The sequence below is a fragment of the Pseudidiomarina insulisalsae genome (assembly GCF_003987065.1).
Lineage (GTDB): Bacteria > Pseudomonadota > Gammaproteobacteria > Enterobacterales > Alteromonadaceae > Pseudidiomarina > Pseudidiomarina insulisalsae.
The window spans coordinates 212,767-229,165 of sequence record NZ_PIPY01000003.1 but is presented as its reverse complement, the minus strand read 5'-3'; the positions used below and the strand labels follow the sequence as shown (position 1 = coordinate 229,165).

Annotated in this window: 12 protein-coding genes; 3 read left to right on the top strand and 9 right to left on the bottom strand. The window is 48.4% G+C overall.

The window, feature by feature from the left end:
• Positions 1–3: 3 nt before the first annotated feature.
• Both wecC and CWI71_RS04060 read left to right on the top strand, forming a co-directional pair.
• Positions 4–1,257, top strand: a complete 1,254-nt coding sequence (wecC, locus tag CWI71_RS04065; RefSeq protein WP_126753980.1) for a UDP-N-acetyl-D-mannosamine dehydrogenase — start codon at positions 4–6, stop codon at positions 1,255–1,257.
• Positions 1,254–2,297, top strand: a complete 1,044-nt coding sequence (locus tag CWI71_RS04060; RefSeq protein WP_126753979.1) for a glycosyltransferase family 4 protein — start codon at positions 1,254–1,256, stop codon at positions 2,295–2,297. Before wecC ends, CWI71_RS04060 begins: the two co-directional genes overlap by 4 nt.
• On the opposite strand, the gene CWI71_RS04055 is transcribed toward CWI71_RS04060, so the two are convergent.
• From CWI71_RS04055 to CWI71_RS04040, 4 genes are read right to left on the bottom strand one after another with little or no spacing between them, the layout of a single operon-like run.
• Positions 2,294–3,448 carry a polysaccharide pyruvyl transferase family protein gene (locus CWI71_RS04055; RefSeq protein ID WP_126753978.1) on the bottom strand — a complete coding sequence of 385 codons (1,155 nt, stop codon included), beginning with the start codon at positions 3,446–3,448 and terminating at the stop codon, positions 2,294–2,296. The two genes, CWI71_RS04060 and CWI71_RS04055, sit on opposite strands and share 4 nt — an antisense overlap.
• On the bottom strand, positions 3,435–5,360 hold the full coding sequence (locus tag CWI71_RS04050; RefSeq protein WP_126753977.1) for an acyltransferase family protein: 1,926 nt from the start codon (positions 5,358–5,360) through the stop codon (positions 3,435–3,437). Before CWI71_RS04050 ends, CWI71_RS04055 begins: the two co-directional genes overlap by 14 nt.
• On the bottom strand, positions 5,357–6,646 hold the full coding sequence (locus CWI71_RS04045; RefSeq protein ID WP_126753976.1) for an O-antigen ligase family protein: 1,290 nt from the start codon (positions 6,644–6,646) through the stop codon (positions 5,357–5,359). Before CWI71_RS04045 ends, CWI71_RS04050 begins: the two co-directional genes overlap by 4 nt.
• A gap of 4 nt (positions 6,647–6,650) precedes the next feature.
• A complete protein-coding gene (locus tag CWI71_RS04040) occupies positions 6,651–7,559 on the bottom strand; it encodes a Wzz/FepE/Etk N-terminal domain-containing protein (RefSeq protein WP_126753975.1) in 909 nt (302 codons plus the stop codon).
• 165 nt (positions 7,560–7,724) lie between these two features.
• On the opposite strand from CWI71_RS04040, the gene CWI71_RS04035 reads away from it, so the two are divergent.
• Entirely contained in the window at positions 7,725–8,951 is a 1,227-nt protein-coding gene (locus CWI71_RS04035; protein ID WP_126753974.1) for a glycosyltransferase family 4 protein, read from the top strand.
• Here CWI71_RS04035 and CWI71_RS04030 read toward each other — a convergent pair.
• The 5 genes from CWI71_RS04030 to CWI71_RS04010 form a co-directional block, all read right to left on the bottom strand.
• Positions 8,944–9,726 (bottom strand): glycosyltransferase, encoded by a 783-nt coding sequence (locus tag CWI71_RS04030; RefSeq protein WP_157981046.1) that lies wholly within the window; start codon positions 9,724–9,726, stop codon positions 8,944–8,946. The genes CWI71_RS04035 and CWI71_RS04030 overlap by 8 nt on opposite strands.
• Positions 9,713–10,816, bottom strand: a complete 1,104-nt coding sequence (locus CWI71_RS04025) for a nitroreductase family protein (protein ID WP_126753972.1) — start codon at positions 10,814–10,816, stop codon at positions 9,713–9,715. Before CWI71_RS04025 ends, CWI71_RS04030 begins: the two co-directional genes overlap by 14 nt.
• Before the next feature lie 18 nt (positions 10,817–10,834).
• Positions 10,835–12,145, bottom strand: coding sequence for a flippase (locus CWI71_RS04020; protein ID WP_126753971.1), 1,311 nt, complete (start codon positions 12,143–12,145; stop codon positions 10,835–10,837).
• 151 nt (positions 12,146–12,296) lie between these two features.
• The gene (locus tag CWI71_RS04015; RefSeq protein ID WP_126753970.1) at positions 12,297–14,027 is read right to left on the bottom strand and encodes a hypothetical protein; all 1,731 of its coding nucleotides are present in this window, start codon (positions 14,025–14,027) and stop codon (positions 12,297–12,299) included.
• Positions 14,028–14,336: 309 nt separating this feature from the next.
• Positions 14,337–16,391 (bottom strand): type II secretion system protein D, encoded by a 2,055-nt coding sequence (locus tag CWI71_RS04010; protein WP_126753969.1) that lies wholly within the window; start codon positions 16,389–16,391, stop codon positions 14,337–14,339.
• Between the last annotated feature and the right edge of the window lie 8 nt (positions 16,392–16,399).

The following is a 16,399-nucleotide window of genomic DNA, read 5'->3' as shown; positions in this document are numbered from 1 at the left end:
CAGATGAGTCGTGACACCACGGTATCGGTGATTGGCCTGGGTTATATTGGTCTACCCACCTCGGCAATCTTTGCCAAGCAAGGCGTAAAAGTGATCGGTGTGGATGTGAATCAAAAGACCGTCGCCACCATTAATAAAGGCGAGATTCATATTGTTGAGCCCGGACTTGGCGATGTGGTCGCCAGTGCGGTAAAAACCGGCTTATTGCGGGCAGTCACCACTCCGGAGCCTGCCGATGCCTTTATTATGGCGGTTCCGACACCATTCAATGCCGATAAAAGCGGTGATCTATCTTATATACAGGCTGCGGCAAAGAACCTGGCCCCGGTGCTGAAACGCGGTAACTTGATTATCCTGGAATCAACCTCACCGGTGGGCACCACCGAGCAGTTGGAAGCCTGGTTACAGGCGGAACGCCCTGACCTCACCTTCCCCTCAAGCCATGGCGATGAGGCGGACGTGCAACTTGCTTACTGCCCTGAACGAGTGCTGCCGGGCAAGGTGATGGAAGAGTTGGTCATGAACGACCGGGTGATTGGTGGCCTTTCACCCCGCGCCAGTAAACAGGCGGCAGATTTATACCGGATATTTTTAAAAGGCGACTGCCTGCGCACTAATGCGCGTACTGCCGAAATGGCTAAGCTGACCGAGAACAGTTTCCGTGACGTCAATATTGCCTTCGCCAACGAGTTATCACTGATTTGCGATAAGCTTGATATCAACGTCTGGGAATTGATTCGCCTGGCGAATCACCACCCGCGGGTGAATATCTTACAGCCAGGCCCGGGTGTGGGCGGTCACTGCATCGCCGTCGACCCCTGGTTTATTGTCAGCTCAGCGCCTGAGCAGGCCCGCCTGATCCGCACTGCTCGCGAAGTGAATGACTACAAACCGCAGTGGGTACTCGAGCAGGTTAAAGCAAAGGTCGCAGCCCTGCCCGGCCCCGCTGAAAATAAAGTTATTGCATGCCTGGGGCTTGCCTTTAAAGCCAACATTGATGACTTACGTGAGAGCCCGGCTCTTGCCATCGCTCAATGCATTGCATCCGAGCACTCCGGACGTACTCTGGTGGTGGAGCCAAATATTAAAAGTCTGCCTTCCGGTTTTAACGGCGCGCAGCTAATGGAACTTAATACGGCACTGGAACAGGCAGACGTTATTCTGTTGCTGGTAGACCATGCGCCATTTAAGGCAATTACCCGAGCCCAGTTAGAGGGTAAAGTCTGGGTCGATACCAAAGGGCTTATCGACGGATGATTCACATTATTGCGACCGCGGTAAAGTCTGGTAAAGGTGGTATAAGTACCGCCCTTATTGGCTTTTGTGAGTCCAATACGCTGTCTGAGGCCGGCATTAACATTATTGAGTCGCATAATGAGACAAAATCAAAGCTCGCCAGTTTCCGCCATGCTGCCAGGCGCATTAAGCGCGAGGTAAAGCCAGGTGACGTGGTCTGGATTCACTGTGCGCGCTGGGTGTCGATGATTCGTAAGTATTTACTTGCCCGCATGGCCAAACGGCGTGGCGCAAAAGTGTTTATTCAGTTTCATTCCACAGTGACGGCCGATTACGCGCAGAAGCCGCTCGGACGTCTATTGCTCAGCCGACTTTATAAGATTTCAGATGGCATCTGTGTCCTGTCCAGTTGGTGGCGACATCTGTTTCTCAAACAACTTGAGTTTTCAGCCGAGCGCATCCACATTGTGCCCAACCCGTTAGATAAACGTTTCGAAAAACTCGCTAAGTCTGCGAGTTATCGAGCGCCGGATCCTTCCCTGATTAAGCTTTTTGCAATGACCCGCTTAGTTGAAGGTAAGAACGTTGGCGCGGTAATAGAGGCTATGGCTTATCTTCCTGACCGCTTTCATTTAACGATTGCGGGCGACGGACCGTTACAGGCTGCATTAAAAAGACGTGTGCGAGAGCTTGGACTCGAAAATCGTGTTCAATTTTCCGGCTGGGTTGGCTACGAACAAAAAATTGAACTTTTACAGCAGCAAGACATGTTTGTTTTACCGTCTCAGTTCGACGCCTTTGGCATGGGATTTCTGGAGGCCATGTCGGCAGGCCTTCCCGTTGTTGCGTTACGCACCGGACCTTGTTCAGACGTTGTCCCGCATGGCCGTGTCGGACTACTGGTAGATGACTGCGATCCGCAAAAACTAGCAGTAACGATTCAGGATTGCCTGGCCGAGCACAAGCGCTTCTCTTTGGCTGGACGCGAGTATGTTGCCACCAATTATCCGGCTGACACCATTTTGCCCCATCTCTTGAAGTTTTTCTCGTCGAGAAGCTAAAGCTTCTGGTCTTCAAGCAACTCAAACACCTGCTGCCACATCGCCTCACTCAGCGATTTCTGTTGCTCGGCACAGATCTGTAATTTTTGTTGCTCACGCTCGTATAATGCATTATCGCTCAGTAACTTATTAAGCCGCGCGCTCGCTGCATCGGTTTCATCGCAAGCGAACAGGCTTTCGCTGCTTTCATAGTCATTTAGCAGTGCTTGATACTTATGGCTCCAACTTGTTGCAACGACTGGTATTCGCTGGCTAAGCGCGCTGACAACCGCATGATAACGAGAACCAACGACCACGCGCGCTTGACCAATCAACCATTTCGTTTGCTTGGCGTTTTCAGCTTCTAGCAATGCCACGGGCGCTCCGACACTGGCGATAATATGCTGGGCTAGCGTGGCGTCAGCACTGCCACCGTGATTGACGAAGTAGGCTTGATGGCCACTTCTGAGTGTGGCTTGCACCAAACTGATCATCCAGTCGAGATACGCCTGTTTACGCTCCGCGGTTGCGGCCATTTTTTCGTTTGTAATGAAACAGACAGCATTTTTGGGCGGGGTCAGTTCAGGTATGCCTTGTGGCGCAACCAGACAGGTAAAATCCGGACAATAGAAAAGATTATCACTGCGGCAACTTAGTGCCCGGGCATAACTCAGAGACTGCGCATCACGCGCAAAGATCAGATCAGCATATTTCAGAATACGACGAAAAGGTTTAGCACTGGCCGTATGTGTAAAAGGGCCCAAAGCCTGAGGCAAAACGATTACCGGTACTCCGCGTCGCTTAAGCTGCTTTATTGGTTTCGCAAGACGATCCCACGCCACTTTGTGTGGCCAGAAGTCGCCATAAGAAAAGCCCGAGGCGTCCAGTACGACATCAATTTCACTGTCCGTTATAATTCCCAAACGCCGACGAAGACTTTTTGGCAGCCAGGCCAGAGGTTTTAATACGTTAACTCTTTTAAGTATGAGTTGCGGCTTTTGCCACACCTCATATCGGCAACGCCGAATATAATTACCATTAGGTTCAACCACAATATGTGCGTCGATGCCTCTGCGCATAAACTGTTCTTTAACCGCACTCAGCATAAGCTCTGCCCCCCTATTGGCAAAGCTTATGCCTTTCACCTCAACCGTCAGTTTATTTTGCTGCATTGGCAAACTCTTTCGTGTCGTTGAACAGCTGGCGAAAACGTCTTTCAACGAACGGCACCGCAGCCTTGGAAATGTGGACTGAATCACCGAAGTAGGACCATTGCTCGCTATTCAGCACACAGTCAGACGCACAAAAAATGTCTTCAGGATGAATAACGTTAATATGGTTTGTCGCAGCAAAGCCTTCAAAAAACTCCCGTCCCTCACGCAGCCTTTGCGGGTGAGCGAAGCTAAGCTGCTTAATGCGCTCCCGGTAACTTTGCGGATCGATCAAGACAGTTCCGCGAATGCCCGCGGTACCGTCAATAATTGGGTGCATGCCGACAACTGTGATGACCTGAGCACGACCACGGAAGTGCTCCACGGTGGCCGCCAAAAGGCCATGCCACCGGTCGAAGAGATTCTTTGCCTCCGGCTCATAATTTTTCACATTGGGACCATACCCTTGCCAGGCCTGCGAGATAATTACATGCTCATAGCTGCTATCTAGCTGGTATAGCTGTTCACGCAAACCACCGCACGGTATATCAGAAATCTGATCAACGTAGTCGACTCCTTTGAGCATGACACAAAGCCCACGCGTAACGGTTTCGATTTCATCTTTCTCATAGCCAAGTGCAGCTGCCAGGGGCTCAACATATTGCTGCATCACTGAGTCGCCAATAAACAGCAGCTTTGCTTTTGGCGGCTCGTTTACTTGCCAACCTTCCTGAAAATGTTCATGAAAAGGCATTGCATGCATTTCATTAAGCTTCACTGCAAAAGGATTCAGGACTTCAAATCGTGCTGGTAAACCATCAGTTTTTGCTACACCAGCCCCTGCGATAGCGAATACCGGAATCGTCAAAACCAAGCCTGCCACCGTGGTGCGCTTTGGCCATAAACCTCCGCGACTCGTTACCCGCCGTACCGGGGTCTCTATATATTGGTATGTAAGCCAGGCTAAGACTCCGGTAAACAACGTCACTGTAACGAACATTGTGTAAGGCGCCAGCTCAATGTCCCAAACGTGTAAGAATGAAATCATCGGCTGATGATAAAGGTACAGTGGATAGGAAATAAGGCCGATCAGCACCATAACTTTGTTTGCCAACAAGCGCGTGATTACCGAGTCACTTGGAAACGCGATAAGGAGCGCTGTACCAATACAGGGCCAAAGAGCATTAACGCCAGGAAATTTTGAGTGCTCATTTAAAAGTAAAATGGGCACAAAAATAAGCAACAGACCAAGCCCCTGGAGGGCAATTCGTAAGGCGTTGGGGAGCTGTTTCGAGTCATAGCGAAGCAGCAAGAGCCCGGTGAGTGCGCCAATCAACAGCTCAAATGCGCGGTACTGGGGCATAAAATAGCTCGCAGGTGTCGCGTTTGCTGCGGCTAGCTCGGAGATTAACAGCGAAAAAAGCAGTAGCACTACTGTTGCCGGCATGAGCCATTGTGGACGCACCTTGTAAATAATCAGCAGCAAAACCGGCCAAACCACGTAGAACTGCTCCTCAACACCAAGCGACCAAAGATGTATGAGTGGCTGATTAGCTACCCCGGAGGCAAAATAATCTTCGCCTCCGGCAAAAAAGATATTGGCGGCGCCAAAAGCACTAAAGAAAATCTGTTTGCCTAAATTATCAAACGAATGAGTATTGTAAAAAACGAATCCAAGGCAAAAAACCACAAACAGTGTAATTGCAAGAGCAGGTAGTAACCGCGCGATACGACGTTTGTAGAATTTCACAAATGAAAAGCGCTGCTGCTGCATTTCCTGGCTGATTAGCGTAGTAATAAGGTAGCCGCTAATAACAAAAAACACATCGACACCAATATAACCACCCGCGAAGGTAGTTATACCGGCATGAAATGCAATCACCACCAACACGGCAATCGCTCTTAACCCGTCGATGTCACCGCGATACTTCACGCAGCCTCCACTCTCTCATTTTGTACGAAAATAAGTCCGTTAAAAGCACCCCACAGAATACCTAACATTCCGGACGCCCAGATGTGACCGCTTATCAGACTTAAGAGTAATAAAATCAGATTCACAAGAACAATAATCGGGGGATAAAATGCTGGACTACGAATAGCTCGAACTGCAAGGTAATTCATAACTACGATACCCGCCAGAACAATTAACACACCGGTAAAACCGAACCAGATAAAAATATCGACAGGGTCAACTTCAGCGCCGTAGAAAATGGGTTCAAAGTGAGTAATACCTGAAGCACCGATACCCCATAAGTAATCCCAAACCGAAGCATACTGCTCAAAATACGCCAAAAGTTGTGAAGCCTTTTCATCACGTCCTGACACAATAAGCGTTAACACACCTTTCTCGGCAATAATCCAGGTAAACTTTTCCCATAAGCCGATGCTGGTGAGTACCGCTTCAATGAACAATACCACGCCAAAAGTAACTATCAGAAACGGGCCCAGTAGAGCGAGCTTTAACTTTGTAAATTTAAACAGGTGTTCGCGCTCGTTAATTAACGGCACCAGAAAAACCAGCAACAAGGAGGCAAGCATGGCTGTCTTGGTCGCAATTGCAGCACCGAAGTAAAGCGCGCTGAGGGCAACCATTACATAACTCCATTTGGATCTATGCAGCCAGACATGATGCAAAACAAAACCATATAACAAAACGAAGCAGGCACTGAGCTCATTACCTGCGACGTAAAACCCGTTTACGCCGATTCCGGGTTGTCCTGCGGTTCCGCTATAAGAAGGCCAGCCAAAGCCAAGCTTTCCCAACACGAGATTAAAGATCACCGCAGCAAAATTACTAAAAAGTATGACCGGCAACCAATAATTGATAAGTTCAGGATAACTGCGCTTGATGATGAACATAAAGCTAAAAATAAGTACCGGTGTAAGTAACTTAAGTGCGTAGCTAATATCATCAAAGTAGTACTTGGACTCACCAAACGTCAGAAATGACTGGCTCGGGCCAATGAGGAGAATAATGAAGCCAAACAAAAACAGCGCCAGCAGACGCGGAGAATGACTGCCAATGATCACAAAAACAAGCCCGATGATCATTAGCTTGTACAGCATGGATATGGAGCCAATACCAACGCCATAGTAAACACTCATGCCAGTAAGAGTGTCGACCCATAATAAAAATGCCATAGCAAATAGCGTGAGATGGCTTAAGTTGAACGAAATTAATCGCTCGTGATTTGCTATGGTCTGAAGCAAAAACTGCATAAAGTTAGTCGCGTTTCAGGCGGTCACGTAAACCCAGTACTGAGGCCAGAATTATTCCCAGCAGACCACCGATAATGACACCTAAAATGCCAATAACTGTGCGCTTCGGATGGCTTTTACTTTCAGGAAGGACAGCGGGGGCCAACGTTTCAAACGCGTACTCCGCTTTCACTTCTACGAGCATATCTTTTTTAATTTGTTCTTCCAGAAGTGTTGAGAACACATCACGCAAGAAAATAAATTCGGTTTCCGTTACCGCATTTTCCAGATAACGAATGCTTTCTTTAGCTTCTTCTGCGCTGCGTAATTTATAGAAAGTATTAAGTTCATCAATGAGCCATGTTGCCCAGTTCTGCGCAACATGCGGAGAGACATGGTCAATATTTAACTTCAGCATATTTTTATTAAATAATATCGTAACCTTCATGGCTTCCAGAAAACGGCCATATAACTGCCACGGGGTTGGCTCACGTACCACCCAGGTTTGAGTCTCTGGGTTATAAAGCTCGGTATCATAAACAATGGTGTTGCTCTCTTCTTGCCAGTCAATCGCGGCATAAAGATCAGCTTTAAGTTGATATTTTTCGATAAAATTGTGTAAGAAGGCACGCGACTTAATCAGCTCTTCCACTTGTTCAAGACGTAGTTTCGCCGAGTCGCCACCGCCAAGGTTCGCCAGTCCCATCAGTCCGCCTAGCGAGCCGCCCATGTTCGGCAACGAGGGGCCACTTTGTGAGTTTGGCACTATCGTAATAACTTCGGTCCGGTAAATGTTCGGCAGCGTCAGAGAGTAGGCATAGGCCGCACCACCGACGATGAATGCGGTTAACACAATCAAAAACTTTCGCTGCCATAGCAGGGCGAAAAATTTGCTTAAGTGAATTACATCATCAGGGCGTTGTGCTGTTTTCATTATTTTCACTTTTGTCGTTCAATCGGATTTCATGCGCGCTAGTATAGCCCGAACATAGAGCACAGTTCACTAGTTGCGGGCTGCTAGTTCATTCACTTGCCAGTTCATAGTAAACTAGGCCTCGCGCTAAAGAAACAACCACCTCTGATCAAAACAAGGGATTGTATGAGTAGCCTAAAGCAAGCAGAGCAAGAACGGTCTCCCGTGGCATTAACAAGTAATTTATTTTTCCCGCATATTGGTGGGGTTGAAAATTCACTTCTTTATCTTGCCAAAGCGTACGAAGAGCTTGGTTATCAACCAGAAGTTCTCACCTCTGACATTCCCTCAGGCAATCAGACCGCACTGGACGCACAGGAACGGGTGCGCGGCGTGGATGTGAGTCGTTACGAAGCACGCGGCAAAGGCTTAATGCCCAGTGTTGTGCGCTCCGCTTATAATGCCTTCAAGCTTTATCGCAATTACCATAAAAAGCATCCCGGCGCTTTTATGGTTTGCCGCTACCATTACAATCAGCTGTTAGCTTCACTGGCAGGCGTGCAACCCACGGTTTATCTGGTTCCCGGTGTTATTAAATTTCAGAATGCGCCCAAGTACCAACAAAGTGCCGGTATTAAGTACCGGCTGCGCTGGTATTATCATCATTTGTTGCAACTTGCTGCGCTTAAACGTGCGAGTCATGTCGCTGTATTCAGCCATAACATGGTTGAACAGTTACGCCAGCTTGGCTTCAAACGCGACATACACCTGACCAAGCCGGGTGTCGATTTAGAGCGCTTTTCGCCTGTAGATCCTGCAGAAAAACGCCGTCAGCGCGTAGCTCAGGGCCTGAGCCGAAACGCAGAGCACCATGTCTTTTTGTGTGTCGGCCGCTGCGTCGGGGTGAAGGGCTTCCACCTGGCGATTGCAGCGCTTGCCGAAGGACCTGCTGATGCCGAGCTTTGGATTCTTGGCGATGGTGTCGACATGCCAATACTCAAATCACTGGCGTCTCGTTTGCAGGTGTCTGAGCGGGTGAAGTTTATCGGCGCCACTAGTGAAACCGAACGTTACTACCGCCTGGCTGACACTTATATTCTCTCGTCGTTATATGAGCCCTTAGGTCAAACCGTACTGGAGGCGCTTGCCAGTGGTCTACCGATCATTGCATTTGAGCCCGGCAAAGCCTCAGGCGTTAATACTGCCAGCCGCGACTTAATGACCGATGCGCATTGCACATTTGTCAAACACCCCGATCCACAACCATTGGCCCGCGCTATGGAGCATCATGCTGCAATGTCCGCGCAGAATTATATCGCGTGTGCAACAGCGAACCGCCAGCATGCTGAACAAACCTTCTCATGGCGCAAGCTCGCCGAAGACCTTAAGGCTATTGCAAAGCAACCTAAATGAGACGTGTGAGCCCACGAAACAGAAGCTTACTCGCCTGCGACAGCGATTTTTTCTCTTTTATACGCAGCTGAAATCGTAGTCGCTGGCGGGCGCTCATTTTATTTTTGTGGCGCTGATAAAAGCACTGGTAACCTTCGACTGCTTTTTGATCATCGGTAATACGCGTGAGTCCGTGACCCACATTTACTTTCATTAACGGTGTGGCGATACGTTTCGCTGGACCAAAGGCTTCAATGAGCCGTACCCAGCAGTCGTAGTCCTGTAGCGCCTGAAAGTCAGTGTCGAAACCACCGATGGTGAGCAGTTTTTCTTTGCTGACCAGTACCTGATTACTAGCCTGGTTTTCTCGCATCATATCAGACAGCGTTAATTCTTTTTCTGCATCCCACAAAACTTTTTCACCGCTATCGCTAATCCAGAAGCTTGCAGCGCAAATAAAAGCGTAGTTCGGGTCGTAGTTTTCAAGAAGAAGCCCTAGTCGCTGCTGGACAAATTCATCATCATCGTCAAGACCTGTCACCAACTCGGCGTGGGCAGCAGAAATAGCTTCATTGCGACTCGCCGGGGCACCCACACTATACTCATGTCGAATATAACGTACACGCTTATCTGCTTGTGCCAGTTCTTGCAAATAGGCCGGAGTCGCATCCGTGGAGCCATCATCGACAACAATGAGTTCCCAGTTTGTTTCTGTCTGTGCCAACACCGAGGCAATAGCACGCTTCAGCAGTTCAAGTCGGTTTTTAGTAGGTAGGTATATACTAACTATGGGCACTGTACTCTGAATCCTTTACTAACAGCAGGTTCGCGGATTTTTTTGCCGAATAAGGAATGCCCCCCTGTGGATCAGCATAACCAAAAGCGAGAAGCATCACGGGACGCTGAAATTTCTCAAGTCCAAGTCGTTCGGCCATTAACTGTTCGCGGCCTTCGTCATCAGGCCAATTTATTGGGCAAGTGGAGACTCCCATAGTTTCAAATGCCAACATTAGCTGCATCGTTGCTAAACTCGCATCAATATAAATGCAATGTCTATCTCGCTCTAACGGATAACAGCTAAGATCTCCAACCACCACTATGAGGTGTTGAATATTCTGAGAGAATCCAACAGTTCCTCCTGCAAGAGCTGCAATTTCTTGTGCCCGCTTCGGCGTATCAAGGTAATAATATGAATAGGGCAGGCGGTTACATGCGGATGGAGCGAGTGATGAAAGTTCTACAGCTTTTTCAATAACATCACCAGATACTTTGCGATTTGAATCAAACCAACGTACCGAACGACGCTGGGTAAACAAACACTTCAGCTCCTCCCTGGTAATCGTACTTCGGGGCAGTTCTTTGTACTGGTATGGTTTTTTATTTGATGAGCTACCGCGACCCACACTAGTTTCCCACTGTTTGCGGGCTTTTGCTATGGTGGGAGTGTCTTTTACTACAGAAAAGTAGGCATCTAAAACGTCATGCGCCCACTGCAACTCGTCTTGGTCTTGTTCTGGATTTGCAACTGCAAATTGGAACTGAGCTAGCGTTTCTGCAATGTAAGCTGATGCGAAGCTGCTTCTGCGGGGCTGCATAATAAGTCCTTTCTCGAGTCTGTGGATATTTCTCCGTAATAGAACTCGGCTTTTCATTCGCTTATCTGGTTCAGCTTTCAAAGATTCCAAATAGCGAATCCGGCCTTGCAACAGAGCCTGATGTTCGCGCCCAAACCGCGTACTGAACAAACAATAATATAGCGAAGCTGTCCACCGTGACGGTGCAAACAGATAAATCAAACGTCTATGCAACGCATCATTTAAAGCTCGTATCTTTTGAATCAAAAGTCGGGGGATAATAGCCTTTGCAATTTTACGTAGCGTCGCCATGCGAAATTTTTCGTTAGTCTAATTTTGATTAAGTTTATACTTTTTTGGCCAGTAACGATAGCCAAGGGAAAGAGGGAGGACGAGAGATTTTAACATAATGGCCGCCATGGGTTGTGTCGAGCGACTTGTGGAGAACATCACAAAGCCAGCTACAGCATAAGCCACTACCGTTGCCACCGCCGCACCTATACCTCCCCAGTGAGGAATTAATACCGCATTTAATACAACGTTTATCACAGCTCCACCAAGATGACTGAGCAGGGAAAATTTAAGTAGTCGCTCAGCTATGAGCCATTTGCTAGCGACCGCGCGCATAAAAACAAAAACTGAAGCCCAAATGTGAATACGTAAAATAGGCACAGCTTCTTCATATTCGGCTCCAAATAACCAAGGAACAAGCCAGCCGGCTACGGCGCTCACCGTCAACGCAATGGCAATCGCAAAAATGACTAATAAATCGGTCACGCGCTGTAACCTAACATAATACAGACTGCGGCTACTCTTTCTTCCTGAAACTAATTGGCTGAAGTATGCTGTTGCTATGACTGTTGCAAATATATACCAAGCTTCAGATAACCTTGCGGCTACAGCGTAAATACCAACGTCCTGTCGTTCACCCCATATACCCAGCATTACTTGATCGATTTTTAAATAAATTATTGCCGCAATTCCGGAAAGAATTAGCCAACTTGATTGCTTAAGTAACCCTTTTGCATAAATCGCATCTGCTGATTTCAAGCTCAACCCAAAGCCACATTTATGATAGATAAACCAATAACCGAAGGCATAGGCAATATAATCATATGCGAAGGCCGCAGCAATTAGTTCCAAGCTAGGAAAATAGTTGGCTATGGCTAGTTTCATGGCTCCTCCGCTTAACACGACGAATGTACGCATCATAACGAGAGGCTGTGCTTGATTTTTTGCCTGAAAGTAATAATCAAGAACTTGAAAGGCGTGCAAAGAACTGGCCAGGGCAATAAGTATCAAACTAAAGCGTTCGCTGCCACTCAGTTCAACCACACCTGTCACCAACAAAACTACGACGAAACTAAACAAACCACCGGCAAGTCGCAGCACCAATCCTGTAGTAAGAACTTTGCTTTCGGTAGCTAATGCTTCACCTAACTCTCGGATGATAATACTATGCAAACCCAAGGCTGATATAGGTGCGAGCAAAGCTACAAAAGCAATGATATAGCTTAGCTGCCCGTAAGTTTCTGGCCCTAACCAACGGGCAAGACCTATGGTTACAAGCAGATTGACTCCGATACTGAGGGCCTTTTCGGCAATCATCCAAGTCGAGTGTGTCACTACGTTACGTTGCATTAAGTTTTCTTCGAAGTTTCGCTTAGAAAGCAGTGATAAAAGTAGCCAGCGTAGTTTCAATTTACGAGAGCCAAAAATCAAAAAAAAACGCTCCCGAAGGAGCGTTTTATCTTAACGATTTTTCTAACTATTGCTAGTTTCGCAACTAGTCTTAGTCAAGAATTTCGTTGAAACGATACAGATCCAGATCAGTACGGATTGAATCGTTTTGTACCCAACCACGGTCTGAACCATTCACGTTATATGCAGAGTAAATCTGAATATTCGTTGGATAGTCAGCAACGGTAATTGTCAGTGAGACTTTGTTGCTACTAGTTAACAGGCCAGCGTTAAACAGCACGTCGCGGACATCACCAGCAATACCAGTTACACCTGGATCGGCAGTTACTGGCAACTCGGTTGGACCGAATGTGTTACCGTTTTCGTCAATACCTTCAACCCAGATTAAACGATTCACGTTTAAGTTATCTGGAGTTGGACCTTCGCCGTTACCGCTGTCATCGCCATTGCCGTCATTACCAATCAGAATGTCATCTGTACCCGGGTCACGGGTAATGTTAGTCACATAGATGATTTGTCCAATCGGTGTTACTTCACCCTGAGTTGACTGCGCTGAGTAAGGCATATACGGGATGTGAGTCATTGAACCATTCACTGCCCACATACCTGCATCCACTGGACCTACTCCAGAGGTACCAAATGGAAGTATATTCAGTACACCATCTTCAGGCGTGCGGTTAGGACCACCATCTGCATACAGTGCAGGATAGTTGTACCACCACACAGTACCCTCTACTGAGAAGTCACCGGCCTGTTTCGGATTCTGAGCTGAATCAGGTGCACCGGTCAGGTCAACAGTGAAGTCAAGCTGTGTTGACGTGTCTGGGCAGTTGAACCACATTTCGTCAGCAGTGTGAGTGATATAGCTACATGCGCTATTGATTGTCACTTCACCACCAGTAGTTGGGTCAGCACTTTCGATCCAGCCAAACATATTGGTGCTGGTCACACGATACTGCACTTGATTTGTGGTGCCTGGGTCAACGTCTACGTAGAAGTCCCACGTACCGGCGTTGGTGATTTCAATGATGACGTCATCAGTCCACGTGGCGCAAGTGCGCGGGTCGTTACAGCTTGGATCGGTAAACGTACGACGATAATCCCATACGTTCAACGTGCCGTTGAATGGCTCAATCACTTCGATTTCGAACTGATCTTCCATTTCGAACAACTGAGTTTCGGCAATCATTGGTAAGCTCACAACGTCGTGGTCGAACATATTGTCGCCTAAGGCAACTGTTGGCCACAGTTCTGAGTTCAGACGTGAGAAGGTGTCAAAGATAACGCCGTCTTGGACAATGACGGTAGGCGCGTCAAAGCTGAAACGACCGAATTCAACGTCAATACCGTAGGTAGTGTCGTTCGTCTGAGCGTTGTTATCACCGTTGATTTGCGAAACGCGGTAAATTAATACCGTATCGCCGTTTGGATCATTCATCATGCCTTTGTAGTCAAGGCTGATGCCCTTGTTGACATCGTCCTGAGAGGTCGACGCACTTGCGGGTGGAGCAGTTGAGCCGGCAGGGCAGGTGATACCAGAGATAGCGTTCTCACAGAATTGCTCACCAAAAGCAATATCCACCGAGTTTGGTGCACCGCTAACATAGGCGTCACCTTCAAAACGAAGATAAATTTCATCATTTACGCTGTACTCATCGTTCAGCGTAATAATGATGCTCTTCGACAAAATCTGGTCCATGGTTAACATGAATTCATTTGTCGCTGTTGTTGTACCAGTAGGAGTGACGTCTGCAGCCATCGCTCCTGTGCTAACGCCGGCAAGTGCCATAGCAATTAGCGAACGTTTAAACATGTTTGTCATGATGTTCTCCAATTTCATGAAATAAGAGAATCAGGCAAATTTGGCCGCCTTCATCCCTGTTGTTATCAAAATGACCTCGTTGTGATTAAGAACTCGGTCGCTTCGATTAAATTGAACTTTCGCTCTAAGCCAAGTTGCAGGTCATGATGCTGAGGTGATTAGGCTCGCTCATGAACACTCAACAAAGTGCTCCGGTTCAAATTGATTAACTCCTTTACGCGGAGTCCCTAAAACCTTTGCTGTTAAGATTGTTAATTATGGTTTTTTGCACTTCCATAGCCTCAACATTTTTGCAAAGTGACTTTGAGATTAGTCGTTAACTGAGATAGTTGTCAAGCCGTCCTCAATAGTTTTTCTTATTTCCTCCCATTGCTCTGTACGCTCAATAATACGGGGGGTAATAAAGATGACTAACTCGGTTTTTTCATTTGATTCGCTCTTAGATTTGAATAAGTTACCTAATACCGGCACATCGCCAAGCAATGGTACCTTGCTGTCACCGCTGGAGTTGTTTTCTGAGATCAACCCACCCAGCAGCACGGTCTGACCACTTTGTGCGATAACTTCTGTCTTAATAGAGCGTTCGAAGATACTCGGGTTACCAGCCACCGACGGTCCGGTCGGCGAGGTATTCGAGATGGTCTGGTCGATTTGTAGCACCACCAGGCCCTGGGCGTTAATGGTTGGCGTGACCGTTAGCTGAACACCGGTTTTACGGTATTCGACCGATTGCGTCTGGCTTTGCAGGTCGTCGGTAAAGGTGGTTGAGCCGACGGTAGGAATGTCGTTACCCACTTGAATAGAGGCGGCAATGCCGTCACGCACCACCAGGGTTGGGTTGGAAATCACGTTCACCAGATTCGAGCTTTGCTGCAAATTGGCAATAAAGCGATCAAAGCCATCCACCCAGTTCAGTCGCAGGCCGCCCATATCCTGCACGCCAAGAGCTCCCAGCGTACCGCCGCTGAGCTTGCCATTACGAAACGCAAACTCAAAGCCTTGCGAGAATTCGTCAGTGAGCGTAACTTCGGCGATGGTGGCATCTAACACGATTTGTTTGGGCATGACATCAAGGCGTCGGATGACCGGAAGCAGCGCTTTGTAATCGCCGCCGGTGGTATAAAAAATCAGTGAGTTCGAACGCTCATCAACGGTCATGCTAATTTCATCGGTGCGCACTGAGCTGGCGGCGGGAGCCTGGCCGGTTTGACCGCCGCTGGCGCGACGCGGGTCACTGCCCATTGCCGACTGCGTATCACGGGCCATATTGCCGCCCATGCCACCACCACCGCCAATTAAATTACCAATCGACTCGCCCAGATCAGACGCGCGTGAATAACGCGGATGATAAATGTAATAGCCTTTTTCCGGGCCTTTGCTGGGTTGGTCAATCTGTTGCGTCCAGAAACGCGCGCGCTCCAGCACCTCTTCGTTCGAGGCAAACATGGCCACCGCGCCAAGTTGCGTGACCGGCACGGTTAAAATGGCGACACCGAGGCCCGCTTGTACGCCCACGCTAATGCCCTCACCGTCCATCAGCTCCTTCAATTGTCTGATGTACTCCTCGGGAGCCAGATAGGTGAGCTCTACCATAGCAATGTGGCGGCCGCGATTCGCGGGCACGTCAAGCAAATGTACCAGATCTAAAAAGCGGATGATTTCAGCGCGGGTGCCTTCGGCAATAAATGCGTTCTGCGCCATCTCGGTCGAGACGCGAGCGGTGCTCAGGTCGCGTAGGGTGCGCTCGAGTGAGGTGCGCATGCCATAGCGCATGGGCACCACCTGCAAAATGGTCTGGGCGGTGTCGGGTACGTCCTGATAGCGCCGACCAAAGCCAATTACTACGTCGGTACGTTCCTGCGAGCGCGGATAGATATAGAAGGTATTGTCACGGTAGGTAAGGTCAAGTCCGTTATCGTTCAGCAACTGACGCGACACTTCAAAGAGTTCGCGCGAGCTGACTTCATTGGACAGATTCAGCGTGACATTGCTCTTTAACCGTTGTTCTTCGGTGACCGCAATCACGTAGTTGGTATTGAGCGCCTTGCCGAATACGGTTTCGATAAAATTACGCATGGGTAGCTCGAGCGCGCTTAATGAGTGCGCATCGTCGGTGCTGAACTGCCTGGCGGGATCACTGTCGCTGCGCTGTCGGTAGTTCTCATAATTCAGTGTATCAATACGCTGAAAACCATCGGTTTCAAGGCGTGCGGTACCTGCATCTTCGGCCGCGTCAGGATAGTCTGCCTGCGCCGTTTTCATGCGCGCGGGGTTCACCTCGATGGGGTCCGGTGTTTGCGTGCAGCCCATTAAGCTGAAAGCTGCGACTAATGCGATAGCGGAACTCACGTAATTTCGACTCATAATGTCCT